The organism is Oceaniovalibus sp. ACAM 378 (genome assembly GCF_008085915.1).
Classification (GTDB): Bacteria; Pseudomonadota; Alphaproteobacteria; order Rhodobacterales; family Rhodobacteraceae; genus Oceaniglobus.
This window is the reverse complement of the sequence record NZ_VSJK01000007.1, coordinates 295689-308403: the sequence shown is the minus strand read 5'-3', so window position 1 is coordinate 308403 and position 12715 is coordinate 295689. Positions and strand designations below refer to the sequence as shown.

Genomic DNA, 12715 nt, shown 5'->3' with positions numbered 1-12715 from the left:
GTCGTATCCACCAAGAATATAGCAGGGCGTAAACTTGTGGGCATAGTGCCTATGGTCTATCGGCTCCAATGCGGGCAATTGAATAGCCCCTAAATTTGTAGACGCCTTGCTTGGTAAATTTTGGAAGCAAGGAGGACGAGATCAAGTTGACCTGCCCCCTCCGCCTAATCCAATCTGAGAGAGACTCTGGCCCAACCGAAAGGACCAGAGGCATGAAGCGCAGCAGGTGTACCGAAGACCAGATCATTGGATTTTGAAAGAGCACGAGGCCGGGATTTCCGTCTCTGATTTGTTCCGCGAGCACGGGGTCAGCGATGCGACCGTCTATAAATGGCGTGCCAGGTATGGCGGTATGGAGGTCAGCGCGGCGAAGCGTCTGAAGGGGCTTGAGGATGAGAACGGCCGACTGAAGAAGCTATTGGCCGACTCCATGCTCGATAATTCGGCGTTGAAAGATCTGCTCGGAAACAATTGATGACGCCCGCTGCGAAGCGGCAAGCGGTCGCCCATATTGTGGGGGCCATGGGATGAGCGAGCGGCGGGCGTGCCGGGCGATCGGCTGTTGCCGGATCGCTACGAGGTGGTCCGACAGGATGACCCTGCCCTGCGTGAGCGGCTGAAGGAACTGGTAAAGGCGCGAAAGTTCTTTGGTTACAGGCGGTTGCACGCGCTCTTGCGGCGTGAAGGCCGTGAGGTTAATTGTTACCCGGCAATGCATGTTTACACGCACCAGAGGGCACAAGCGCCTGTTCCGCATTTACCGCGAAGAGAGGCTGCATGTGCGCCGCCTGAGCGGGCGGAAGGCCTCCCACAGATCTTGCGCCATCGGTGGCGCCACTGAAGAGCCGCAATCTGACGTTCCCGGAGCGAGAAGAGATTGCCTTGGAATGCGCGAGAGGGACTGGCATCCGCGCGATCGCGCGCAAGCTCGGGCGATCACCCAGTTCGATTTCGCGGGAGATCAGGCGCAACTCAGCGACGCCTGGGAGACCTCGACTATCGCGCCAACACTGCGCAGCGGCATGCTGATCGAGCGGCCCAACACCCGAAGTGCAGCAAGCTTGCAATCCATTCTGCCCTTCGTGAATACGTGCGACCGGCTCTCCGGCGTCACCGCCACACCCGATGGCATCGCTTGCAATGGGCCTGTTGTGGTATGGAAAGGACGGCGGGCCGTTCATGGGCAAAGCCGACGCTGGTCCTCTGCCTGGAGCCCGGAACAGGTTTCGCAGCGTCTGACATCCATGCCGCCAAACTTGGCACGCCATTTATAAAAGGTCGCATCGCTGACGCCCTGGTTCCGACACAGATCCTTCGCCCCAAGCCCCGCTTGGTGTTCCTTCAAAATGCCAATGATCTGTTCGTCCGTGAACCTTGATCGCTTCATCGCCTGTCTCCTTCGATAGGAACAGACCAATCCCAAATCGCGGACTTTTCAGAGATCACATCACGGATGATCCGAAAATGGCCGGATACCCTCTGCTGTGGCATTATGCTCTTAAGCTCATGTTTCCGGACAGGAACGACGAAAAGAACTCACGACCCGATAAGCTGCGCAACAGCCCGCTTTTCAGGATCAATTGAAATGTGGTAGCGGTGCTTGCGTTTGATGCGCATCTGCCAAAAACCGACCCTATGCGGTGCACAAAGGGCGAGCCCCGAGCGTCATTGCATTTTTGCAATCCCGGGCGAGTTCCTGCGTCAAAAAGAGAATGTGAGATTTACCTTGAACACTATAGACGAAAAACTGCATCCGATCCTCACCACGGTCCTGCACCGCAACGCGGGCGAACCCGAGTTTCATCAGGCAGCGCGCGAGGTGCTGGAAAGTCTGGGCCGCGTGATCACCAGACATCCCGAATATTCCGACGACGCTCTGCTCGAACGGATTTGCGAGCCGGAGCGTCAGATCATCTTTCGCGTGCCCTGGATCGATGACAACAACCAGGTGCAGATCAACCGGGGTTTCCGGGTTCAGTTCAACTCGGCGCTTGGCCCGTATAAAGGCGGAATCCGGTTCCACCCATCGGTGAATGTCGGAATTATCAAGTTTTTGGGGTTCGAGCAGACTTTCAAGAACGCGCTGAGCGGGATGCCGATCGGTGGCGGCAAGGGCGGGTCTGATTTCGACCCCAAAGGCCGCTCGGACCGCGAGGTGATGCGGTTCTGCCAATCCTTCATGACCGAGTTGCATCGTCATATCGGTGAATATGTCGATGTGCCGGCAGGCGATATCGGCGTTGGCGCGCGCGAGATCGGCTATATGTTCGGGATGTACAAACGTCTGAACAACCGGTTTGAGGCGGGTGTTCTGACTGGCAAGGGCCTGTCCTATGGCGGATCGCGTGCCCGCAAAGAGGCGACCGGTTTCGGCACCGCCTATTTCGTCCAATCCATGCTGGCGCGGCAGGGCACCGATTTCGACGGCAAGCGTTGCGTCATCTCGGGATCGGGAAACGTTGCGATCTATGCGATGGAAAAGATTCTGTCGTTCGGCGGCAAGATTGTCGCTTGTTCGGATTCAGGCGGATATATCGTCGATGATAACGGCATCGATCTGGATCTGGTCAAACAGATCAAGGAAGTTCGGCGCGGCCGCATGTCGGAATATGTCAAGCTGCGGGGCGACGGATGCCGCTTTGTCAAAGGCGGTTCCATTTGGGATGTCCCTTGCGAAATCGCGCTGCCCTGCGCCACCCAGAACGAGTTGACCGGTGCGGATGCCAAGACATTGGTTGAAAACGGCGTGATTGCCGTGGCCGAAGGCGCCAACATGCCATGCACCCCAGAAGCGGTTGGAATGTTCCGAAAGGCGGGCGTTCTGTTCGCGCCGGGCAAGGCTGCCAATGCGGGGGGCGTTGCGACATCAGCGCTTGAAATGCAACAGAACGCCAGCCGCGACAGCTGGAGCTTTCAGAAAACCGAAGAGCGTCTCGCCGGAATCATGCACAATATCCATGAAGCCTGCGATCAGACCGCCGAGGAGTATGGCGCGCCGGGAGATTATGTTCTTGGTGCCAATATCGCCGGTTTCGTGCGTGTAGCCGATGCGATGCGGGCCTTGGGGGTGATCTGAAGGCGCCTGAACGTCATCAGGAACGGAAGAGCGGACGGACTGCCAAGCAGGCCCGTCCGCTTCATCCACAATCTGAATCCTATGGGCAAATCCATGGCCCGGATCCTTGATCGGTGATCTTTGATCAACCGCGAGCATTTTAATCCGTCAGTCGCGGTCTGCCAGGCGACGCATATCGCGAAAATTGCCGGCGGAGATCGTCAGGAACTGTGCTCCCTCAGAAAGGTTTCGACCTGTGCGCGGCTCGGGATGCCCCGGCGCCCGCCGAATTCTGTGCATTTGAGCGCCGCCACAGCCGAGGCGAAGCGGATCGCATCGGTCGCGGTGTGACCCTCGGCCAGTGACAGAGCGAAGGCACCGTGCCAGACATCCCCGGCGCCCAGAGTATCGACAACCCGCACCCGAAAGGCCGGGACATGCCCTTGCGTTGCGCCGTGGCGGAAATGGATCCCGTCCGCGCCATCGGTGACGCAGACAAAGCCGCCGTTGCGCAACTTTGCCGCCGCTGTCAGACCGGCGGCAATATCATCGGTTCCGGCCCAGTCGGTCAGCCCTTGGCGCGAAAAGGCAACATGGCTTGCGGCCAGCATGGCGGCACCGCACGAGTCCATCGGCGCTTCGCCGTCCAGCACACCCGGCAATCCCGCAGCGCGCGCCAGACCAAGCAGATGCGCCGCACCTATGGGCCAGCGGTTGTCGACCGAGACGGCCCCCAGCGACAACCCAGCAGGATCGGGCAGCCAGTCCACTGACTGGGGCAGCGCGGCATCGCGATAGTTTACCACCATCCGCTCGCCCGCGCCGTCCACCAACACGGCCGAGATCGACGAAGTGCATCCCTCGTACCGCACGGAATGGCTGCAATCGACGCCCTCGGCTTCCAGATCAGCGACGATCGCCTCGGCGATCCGGTCGGCGCCCAGCCGGGTCGCCAACAGCGCACCACCCCCCAACCGCGCCACCGCCACCGCTGCATTCGCCGCACCGCCGCCGCCGGTGACTGCCATGTCCGAGGCGCGGAATTTTTCCGCAGTTGTCGGCATTTCCGGCAGGGAAAAGACATAATCCTGCACCGCAAGGCCAAGGCAGAGCACGCGGGCCGGAGCCGTTTCGGATTCAGTTTCGGACAAATCGTTCTTCCCTTTGACGGCAATGGCTTTTGGCGCGGTTCCGCCATATCGGCGGCGTAAATCCGTTGCTACTGATTTTGTAGTGGCTCTGGGGCATTTTGTTCAGCGCCGCCGCCTTTCAGCGCGGGCCGACCGGGACTTGCGCCGATTGCGAGGCATACGGGTAAGGCCCGGAATCGTCAGACGTTTCTTTTTTCGGCTTCGATATCGGATTGATTGCGCCTTCGAACCCGATTATTTTACGGCGCCCGAGGCAAGACCACGGACCAGATGGCGTTGCATCACCGCGAACACGATGGCGACCGGGACCGTTGCGACCAGCGCAGCGGCCATCACATAATTCCATTCGATGGTGTAACGTCCTGCAACGAGCGAGAAGATCTGAATCGGCAAGGTATAGGATTCCTGACTGCGCAGCAGGGTCAGGGCCAGAACGAATTCGTTCCAGGCCTGCACGAAGGTAAAGATGCAGGTCACCGCGACGGCAGGCAGGGCGAGGGGCAGGAAAACCGTGCGGATCGCGGTTGCGCGGCTGGCACCTTCGATCCATGCGGCCTCTTCCAGATCGCGGGGGATGGTGGTGAAATAGGACTGCAAAAGCCATGTGGCAAAGGCGATGGCAAAGGCCGCATAGACCAGAATGATCGACAGTTTCGAATCCAGCAGCCCCAGCGTCACCACAAGCTGGAACAGGCCCAGCACCAGCACAATGGGCGACAGCATCTGGCTGATCAGCAGAAACTGGCGGAATGCCCCTTTTCCCCGGAACGGCATCCGCGCCAGCGCATAGGCGGCGGGCACGCTGACCGCGACAGCCAGCAAGGTGGAAATTCCGGATACCAAAAGCGAATTGATCAGAGCAGGGCCGAAATTCGTCGCCTTCCACATGGCGACAAAGTTCGACCATTGCGGATTGCGCGGCCACCAGTGCGGTTCAAGAACCTCGTCTGCGGGCTTTAGCGCGGTGATCAACATAACCGCAAAGGGGAACAGGATCACCACTGCCACCGGGCCCATCAGCGCCCATGCGATGATCGTGCGGCGCATCTTGAGGGACATGGAAAATCCCGTCACGACTGGGCCTCGTTCTTGGCAACAAGGCGGACATAAAGCAGGGTAAACGCCATGAGAATTGCGAACATGATGATCGACACGCCCGCCGCCTGTCCCATCTGCCCGAACCGGAACGCCAGCTTATAAAGGTAAGTGACCAGAATATCGGTGGTATTGGCCGGACCGCCCTGGGTCAGCACCCAGATGATCGGGAACGAGTTGAAGACGTAAATCACGTTCAGCACCACGGCCAGCGTGATGAAGGGGCGCAGCATCGGCAGGGTTATCGTGCGCAACTGTTGCCAGTCGCTGGCACCTTCCAGCGATGCGGCCTCATAGATGTCTTCGGGCACCGAGGACAGACCGGCGAGAAACACCGTCACGGTAAAGGGGATCGACACCAGAATCCCGATCCCGATCTGGATTGGAAAAGCAGTCGCGGCAGAGGCCAGCCAGACGATGTTGGTGTCAGTGACCCCGCCCGCACGCAGGGCAGAGTTCAGCATCCCCGACTCGCCGTTCAGGGCCCAACGCCAAACCACGGCCGTCATTGTCACAGATACCGACCAGGGCAGCATGATGATGACCCGGGCCAGTGCACGACCGTGAAAATCTCGGTTCAGCACCAGCGCGATCGGCACCGACAGGATCAGCGTTCCGCCGACCACTCCGACTGTCCAGATCAGCGTGCGCCACAGGGTCGCGATGAAATCGGGATCGCGCCAGAGTTCCGAGAAATTGGCCATGCCGGAAAATCCGCGCAGCTGGCCAAACCTGTTGACGTCATGGAGCGAGATATTGGTGATTGTGGCCAGTGGCCACAGGATGATCAGCGCCGCCAGAAGAAAGGCGGGCAGGATCAGCAGATAGGGCACCGCCCGGCCCTGACGGTGGCGCCTGCGCGGTACCGCCCCGGTCGGAACCGGGGCGGCGTTTGGGGCGGTGCCCTCGCTCATCGGTTACTTTCCGAGGATCCGGTTGGCTTCCTCGGCGGCACGGCTCAGCGCCTCTTCCGGGGTTGCCTGACCCAGATAGACCCGCTGAAGCGCCGAGGAGGCGACATCGGCGATTTCTTCCCAGCCGTTGACCACGGGGGCGAAACGCGCATCGGGCAGAACCTTGGCAAAGGCCTTGAGATCCTCATTCTCGGTGAATGCGGGCTCTTCAGAGACGGCCTTGTTCACCGGCAGGAAACCCTCGCCGAGCGTGAATTCAGAACGCGGTTCCTGGGTGAACAGATAGTCGAGGAATTTCCATGCCTCGTCCTTGTTCTCTGAATTGCCGAACATGATGATCGAATCGGTCACGCCATAGGTGCCACGATCGCCGTCAGGTCCGGCGGGAATCGCCGTGATGCCGTATTGCAGATCCGGCGCTTCCTCTTTGATCTGGTTCGCAAGGAATGGCGCCGAGATCATCATTCCGACCTTGCCCTGCTTGAACAGGTTCTGCACGTCTTCGCGGGAATATGCCGTGGGGCCATCCTGAGTCAGACCTTCATCGATCAGCGATTTGTACATCGTTGCGGCCTGAATTGCCGCCTCGGAGCCAAAGCCCGATGTGCCGTCGTCGTTCAGGATGTTCCCGCCATAGGACCACATCGGATAATAGAAATAGACGTCGGTTTCGATTTCCTTGCCCTGCAACCCGTATCCGGCGATTCCGTCACCCAGATCCGAGATCTTCTTGGCGTCTTCCTTCAACTCGTCCCAGGTTTCGGGCGGGGCGTCGATTCCGGCCTGCTCAAACAGGGATTTGTTATAATACATCGCGCGCGCTGAGGCGGCGACGGGCAGGCCATAAATCTTGTCGTCCATCACCGACGGGCTCAGGAAGGTTTCGATGAAACGGCCACGGAATTCATCGTCGATATAGCCGTCCAGCGGTTCGGCGATGTCCTGTTCCACGAAATCCAGCAACCAGCGGGTGCCGATGATCGCCAGATCGGCGTTCGCGTTGCCCGCAATGTCGGTGGTCAGCTTTTGCAGCATCACGTCCCATGGCGTCACCTCGACATTGATCTTGATGTCGGGGTTCGCCTCTTCGAACTGCTTGGCCATTTTCTGAAAATACGGGCCGGTCTTCGACGAATACTCGGTCACCGAAATGCGCACATCGCCCGCCTGGGCCATGCTGGCCACCGCGGCCAGCGCGATACCACTTGCGAGACAGGATATCTTTTTCATTTCTACGCTTACTCCCTTGGTGCGAACCCGTCTTCATGTGCGGGCCGTCTGTATTGCTATGAAACGACGATACAGGTTAGCTGTTGAAATGAAAGAGGCCGAAACGAACAAATCCATCCGAAAGGGTATGCAATGGCGACACTTAAAACCCGCGATCTGATCAAACGGTTCGGCCAGATTCAGGTGATGCACGGAATCGATCTGGACATTGCAGATGGCGAGTTCGTGGTGCTGGTCGGGCCGTCGGGCTGTGGCAAATCCACCCTGCTGCGGATGATCGCCGGCCTCGAGGAAGTGTCGGGCGGAGAATTGTGGATCGGTGACGACCGGGTCGAGCATCTGCCACCGCAAAAGCGCGACGTGGCGATGGTGTTCCAGTCCTATGCGCTGTTTCCGCATATGACGGTGCGCGAGAATATCGCCTATGGCCCGAAGGTGCGCGGCGAACCGGGCGACAAGGTTGAACCTGCCGCCGAGATGCTGAATCTCACCCCCTACCTTGACCGGTATCCCCGCGAATTGTCGGGCGGACAGCGGCAGCGGGTGGCGATGGGGCGCGCACTTCAGCGCGAGCCGCGGTTGTTCCTGTTTGATGAACCGCTTTCCAATCTCGACGCGCAGCTGCGTGTGGCGATGCGTGCCGAGATCAAGGCATTGCACTCAAGGCTGCAGAATACGGTGGTTTACGTCACCCACGATCAGGTCGAAGCGATGACCATGGCCGACCGGATCGTTGTGATGCGGGACGGGCGGATCGAACAGCAGGGTGCGCCGCTGGATATCTATGACCGCCCTGCCAACATCTTTGTCGCCGGTTTCATCGGCTCCCCTGCGATGAGTTTTCTGCGAGGGCGGGTGACCTCTGGCCAGTTGTCGCTGGGCAATCAAAAGATCCCGGTCGGGGTGCGCGACGGCGATGTGGTCATCGGCGTGCGGCCCGAAGGGTTCCAGCGCACCGATGATACCTCCGGATTGGAAGTCGAAGTGCGGGTGATCGAACCGATGGGCCCGGAGACCCATGTCCTAGCCAATCTGGTCGATGAAACGCTGGTGTACGAACGCGCAGCAGATACAGCTTCGGACATCCGCGCCGTGCTTCGCATCCGGGTCAAATTTGCCCCCGGCGCGCGTCAGTTTCTGAGGGTCGAACCCGATGCGCTGCATCTGTTCGACCCGGACACCGGCGCCCGCTTGGACAATTGACGGATCAGTTCGACTTGCCGCGCGCCGCCACTTCGACCACCTGTTCCACCTTGTTCCCGCGCATCAGATGCACCTTTTCGAACAGGTTGACCACGACGCAGACGTGGTTGGGAATCACCTGAACCCGATCGCCCACCTTCGGCTTGTCGGTGCAGGCGGACAGATCGACGACGGCGTGTTCCTCGCTCAGCTTGGCAATCACCGCATCCGGGTATTGCACGATATGCCCGTGGCCCGGTTTTGGGCAAAGATCGGCGGCCAGCGCCTTTGATCCGCCATCCAGCACAGCGCGGGTGTCGGTCGGGCGGCTGGCGACGGTCATCAACACGGTCAGCGCGCAATCATCCAGCGTGCCCATCCCAAAGGCCGCCTGCATCCGGTCGGAATAGATATAGGTCCCTGCGCGGTATTCGTTGATGCCTTCGGTTTCATGGGCGGAATAAAACGCAGGCGATCCGCCGCTGGATACCACGGGCACCTTGATCCCCGCAGCCTCGATCACCTGTTTGATCCGCATCAGGATCTCGCCGGTTTCTTTTGGTTTGGCCGGCGGATAGGTCAGTATCCCGCGAAACCGCAGGCCCGGCGCCGCATCGATCATCCGCGCCAGTTCCAGCGCCTGTTCCGGGCTTTGTACGCCATTGCGTTCGGCCCCGGTTTCACATTCCACCATCACATCCAGCGGATGAGCCGGATCGGTGAACTGCGCGATATAGCCTTCGATCACCGGGGCATTGTCGGCCACCACTGCCATCCGCACCCGGTCGTGCAGAGCGGCCAGCCGGTCAAGTTTCGCCGCGCCGATGATGTTATAAGTGACAAGAATGTCGGTCAGACCGGCATCGGCCATCACCTCGGCCTCGCCGAGTTTCTGACAGTTGATGCCTTTTGCGCCCAGAGCCTCCTGCTTTTTCGCAAAGGCGGGCAGGCGGTGCGTCTTGATATGCGGGCGCAGGGCAAAGCCGTTCTTGTCGGCGTAGTTCTGCGCCCGGGCAAGGTTCGCCTCCATCACGTCAAGGTCGATCAGGATTGCGGGTGTGTCGATGTCGTCGATGTTCATGGGGTGCCTCAGGTGATCGCGTCGATGAAAGGAAGGTTGCCAGCCATCAGCCCGGCATCCACCGGCATTGTGACGCCAGTGATGCCAGAGGCAAGGGGGCTGGACAGGAACAGGACCGCTTGCGCCACCTCATCCGGGGTCACGAAACGGCCAAGCGGATAGAGTTTCGCCACATTGTCGAGCACTCCGGCATCGGCGGCGATCCTTGCATCCCAGACCGGGGTATGGATCGAACCGGGGCAGATGGCGTTGGCGCGCAGCCCATAACGCCCCTCTTCCACGGCCAGTGCGCGCATCCATGCCAGCAGCGCCGCCTTGGCCGCCGAATAGGCCGGGTTGCCGTGATGGCTCAGGGCGTTGACCGAGGCGACGAACACCATCGCCCCGCCACGCCCGCGCATTGCCACGGACAGCCGCCGCGACAGTTCCGCCGCGCCGGTGAAATTCGCCGCCATTTCAAAGGCGAGCGAGGCGGGAGTGAGATCATCGAGCATTTCGGCATGAGTCACCCCGGCGTTCGAGACAAAAATGTCAGGTGGGGCATTGGCGATGATTGCTTCTGCGGCGGTCCCGACAGCGGCGGGATCGGCCAGATCGAAACGATGCGTTTCCAGATCGGCGGGCAGGTCGACACCTTCCCTTTCGCAGACGACGATCTGTGCGCCCGCATCCCGGAACGCGGCGACCATCCGCGTGCCGACGCCGCCCCCGGCTCCGGTCAGAACAACGCGTTTTCCGTCAAGTCGGATCATCTCTGGCATTCCTTGTTCACGTAGATCAGGATCACAGCGCAACAAAACAGGGAGTGTATGCAATGAGCAAGCAGGCTTTTGGCAGCGCAAAGGTTCCGCTGTCGCCCGCAATGCGGGCGGGCGATTTCGTTTTCGTTTCGGGTCAGGTGCCGGTCGGGGCCGATGGAGAAATCGTGTCGGGCGGCGTCGGCCCGGAAACCGATCAGGTGATGAAGAACATCGAGACCCAGCTTAAACTGGCAGGCTGCGAATTGTCGGATGTGGTGAAAACCACCGTCTGGCTGCGCGACCGGGATGATTTTCCGGCCTTCAATGAAGCCTATGGTAGGCATTTCCCGAAAGATCCTCCGGCCCGGTCCACTGCGGAATCCCGGCTGATGATCGACATTGCGGTCGAGATCGAAGCGATCGCTTTCAAGCCGCAGTGACATTGCGCGTCTCGCTTTCGGGACGCGGGATCGCGCCAGCCCAGACGGGCGGCGCGATCCCCTCCATCCGCGCCTTGATCTGCATCGCTAGATATTTCGAGTAAAATCGCGACATCGCCAGATTTCCGCCGTGGAACCACAGATTGTCATGGGCGACGGGTTTCCACATATTGCGCGGTTCGCCGACCCATGGCCCCGGATCGCCCCGCACCCCCGAGCCAAGACCCCAGCAGGGCCCGACCCGATCGGCCGTTTCACGGTCGACGATGGTGGCGACGTTCTCGTGCATCGACTGATAGCCGAGACAAGCGACGATCAGATCGGCGGCAACCTCGCGCCCGTCCGACAGCGTCACGCCCTGCGCAGTCACCCGGTCCACCCCGACACCTGAAATCACGCCGATTTCCCCCGAGGCAATCAGTTCGGAACCGCCCACGTCGATGTAATATCCGGCACCGGTGCGCAGCGCCTTCATCATCAGCCCGCTTTCATCCTCACCGAAATCCAGCGCGAATCCCGCCGCCGCCAGCCGGTCATAGAAATCGGCGTCGCGGGCGCGGATGGTTTCGTAAAGTCGCCGCTGTCGTGCCGCCATCGGGCCAAACGGCATCGAGGCCGCCATGTGGTCGGCGCGGTCAGTGTCGACCCCCCGCTCCAGCGCGTCTTCGGAATAGGTATCGAAACCCAACTCCATCAGCGTATCTGATTTCACCACCGTGGTGGGCGAGCGTTGGATCATGGTGACATGCGCCCCTGCCTCCCACAGATCCACCGCCACATCATGGGCGGAACTGGCCGCGCCGATCACCACGCAATTCTTGCCCTTCCATTGCTCGGCACCCTTGTAGTCGCGCGAATGGATCAGCGTCCCGTTGAAATCTGCCGCCCCCTCGAACGGGATCGGGCGCGGCGGGCCATAGGCCCCGGTGGCAAAAACCAGATGCTGCGCGCGCAGGGTCACGGGGGTGCCCTTGCGGTTCACCTTCACCGTCCAGCACTCGCCATCCCAGGCTGCGCTTTCGCAACGGGTCGAGGTCCAGATCGGCAACTCCATCACCTGCGCGTAAGCCTCAAGCCAATCGCCCATCTTGTCCTTTGGCGTGAACACCGGCCAGTTTCGCGGAAACGGCATATAGGGCATGTGGTCGAACCAGACCGGATCGTGCAGCACCAGCGTGCGATAGCGGTTGCGCCAACTGTCCCCGGCGCGCGGGTTGGATTCAACGATAAGCGCCGGAACCCCCAATGCGCGCAGCCGTGCCGCCAGTGCCAGCCCGCCCTGTCCGCCGCCGATAATCAGGGTGTGGGGATGTTCCTCGGCCCCCATCGCCGCAATCTCGGCCTGCCGTGCGTCGGTCCAGGTCTGCCGGTTGCGGGTGGCACCGTGGCGCACCCCAAGGGGGCGATTGCGCCCGACCGGTTCTTCGTGACCGGTCAGATCGGTCAGCGCAGTGTAAAAGTGGCGGCATTGGCCACCGTCCAGCCGAAGCGCTCCGATGGCCGGACCAAGCGACGTGTCAAAGGCGAACCACGCCTCGGTGAAGCCGTCTTCATCCGTTTCAGGCGTACCGGTCAGCCGCCAGTTTTGCGGGCAAACGGTGCCCAGCCGGTCGGCCAGCATATCGGCGATGCGCCCGCGCCCATTCAGAGTGACCAGATTGAAGGTAAACGCCAGCAGGTCGCGCCAGTGGCAGTCGTCATGGAACAGCGCGCCGACATCCGCATGCCCCAGCACCCCGGCGAAACGGTCCAGCCAATCCTGTGCGCCCGCTTCTGTTGCCCCAGTAACTGTTGCGCCAATATCTGCTGCGCCTTTATCGTTCATTC

11 protein-coding genes and 2 pseudogenes are annotated in these 12715 nt (G+C 60.6%); 5 read left to right on the top strand and 8 right to left on the bottom strand.

What is annotated here, in order from left to right; translation table 11 throughout:
* Positions 1-212: 212 nt before the first annotated feature.
* Both FQ320_RS26420 and FQ320_RS26845 read left to right on the top strand, forming a co-directional pair.
* Positions 213-803 (top strand): annotated as a pseudogene (locus FQ320_RS26420) (transposase); the annotation flags it as partial.
* Between the two features lie 25 nt (positions 804-828).
* The gene (locus FQ320_RS26845; RefSeq protein ID WP_148472460.1) at positions 829-1029 is read left to right on the top strand and encodes a helix-turn-helix domain-containing protein; all 201 of its coding nucleotides are present in this window, start codon (positions 829-831) and stop codon (positions 1027-1029) included.
* Positions 1030-1192: 163 nt separating this feature from the next.
* Here the strand turns inward: FQ320_RS26845 and FQ320_RS11865 are convergent.
* Positions 1193-1387: pseudogene (locus FQ320_RS11865) on the bottom strand (transposase); the annotation flags it as partial.
* Between the two features lie 339 nt (positions 1388-1726).
* On the opposite strand from FQ320_RS11865, the gene gdhA reads away from it, so the two are divergent.
* Entirely contained in the window at positions 1727-3076 is a 1350-nt protein-coding gene (gdhA, locus tag FQ320_RS11860) for an NADP-specific glutamate dehydrogenase (protein ID WP_222861605.1), read from the top strand.
* 200 nt (positions 3077-3276) lie between these two features.
* Here gdhA and FQ320_RS11855 read toward each other — a convergent pair whose 3' ends face one another.
* The 4 genes from FQ320_RS11855 to FQ320_RS11840 all read right to left on the bottom strand — a co-directional run bounded on the left by FQ320_RS11855 (position 3277) and on the right by FQ320_RS11840 (position 7445).
* Positions 3277-4206 carry a PfkB family carbohydrate kinase gene (locus tag FQ320_RS11855; protein WP_255509472.1) on the bottom strand — a complete coding sequence of 310 codons (930 nt, stop codon included), beginning with the start codon at positions 4204-4206 and terminating at the stop codon, positions 3277-3279.
* Positions 4207-4440: 234 nt separating this feature from the next.
* Positions 4441-5265, bottom strand: coding sequence for a carbohydrate ABC transporter permease (locus FQ320_RS11850; protein WP_148472456.1), 825 nt, complete (start codon positions 5263-5265; stop codon positions 4441-4443).
* Between the two features lie 11 nt (positions 5266-5276).
* Positions 5277-6215, bottom strand: a complete 939-nt coding sequence (locus tag FQ320_RS11845; protein WP_148472454.1) for a carbohydrate ABC transporter permease — start codon at positions 6213-6215, stop codon at positions 5277-5279.
* A gap of 3 nt (positions 6216-6218) precedes the next feature.
* Entirely contained in the window at positions 6219-7445 is a 1227-nt protein-coding gene (locus FQ320_RS11840) for a sugar ABC transporter substrate-binding protein (protein WP_148472452.1), read from the bottom strand.
* 132 nt (positions 7446-7577) lie between these two features.
* Here FQ320_RS11840 and FQ320_RS11835 point away from each other — a divergent pair, with 132 nt between their 5' ends.
* On the top strand, positions 7578-8648 hold the full coding sequence (locus tag FQ320_RS11835) for an ABC transporter ATP-binding protein (protein ID WP_148472450.1): 1071 nt from the start codon (positions 7578-7580) through the stop codon (positions 8646-8648).
* Positions 8649-8652: 4 nt separating this feature from the next.
* Here FQ320_RS11835 and FQ320_RS11830 read toward each other — a convergent pair whose 3' ends face one another.
* Both FQ320_RS11830 and FQ320_RS11825 read right to left on the bottom strand, forming a co-directional pair.
* Positions 8653-9708 (bottom strand): D-TA family PLP-dependent enzyme, encoded by a 1056-nt coding sequence (locus FQ320_RS11830; protein WP_148472448.1) that lies wholly within the window; start codon positions 9706-9708, stop codon positions 8653-8655.
* An 8-nt stretch (positions 9709-9716) separates the two neighbouring features.
* Entirely contained in the window at positions 9717-10460 is a 744-nt protein-coding gene (locus tag FQ320_RS11825; protein WP_148472446.1) for an SDR family oxidoreductase, read from the bottom strand.
* A gap of 62 nt (positions 10461-10522) precedes the next feature.
* On the opposite strand from FQ320_RS11825, the gene FQ320_RS11820 reads away from it, so the two are divergent.
* Complete coding sequence (locus FQ320_RS11820; protein WP_148472444.1) at positions 10523-10888, top strand: RidA family protein; 366 nt, start codon at positions 10523-10525, stop codon at positions 10886-10888.
* Here FQ320_RS11820 and FQ320_RS11815 read toward each other — a convergent pair.
* Positions 10875-12713 carry an NAD(P)-binding domain-containing protein gene (locus tag FQ320_RS11815; RefSeq protein WP_148472442.1) on the bottom strand — a complete coding sequence of 613 codons (1839 nt, stop codon included), beginning with the start codon at positions 12711-12713 and terminating at the stop codon, positions 10875-10877. The two genes, FQ320_RS11820 and FQ320_RS11815, sit on opposite strands and share 14 nt — an antisense overlap.
* Between the last annotated feature and the right edge of the window lie 2 nt (positions 12714-12715).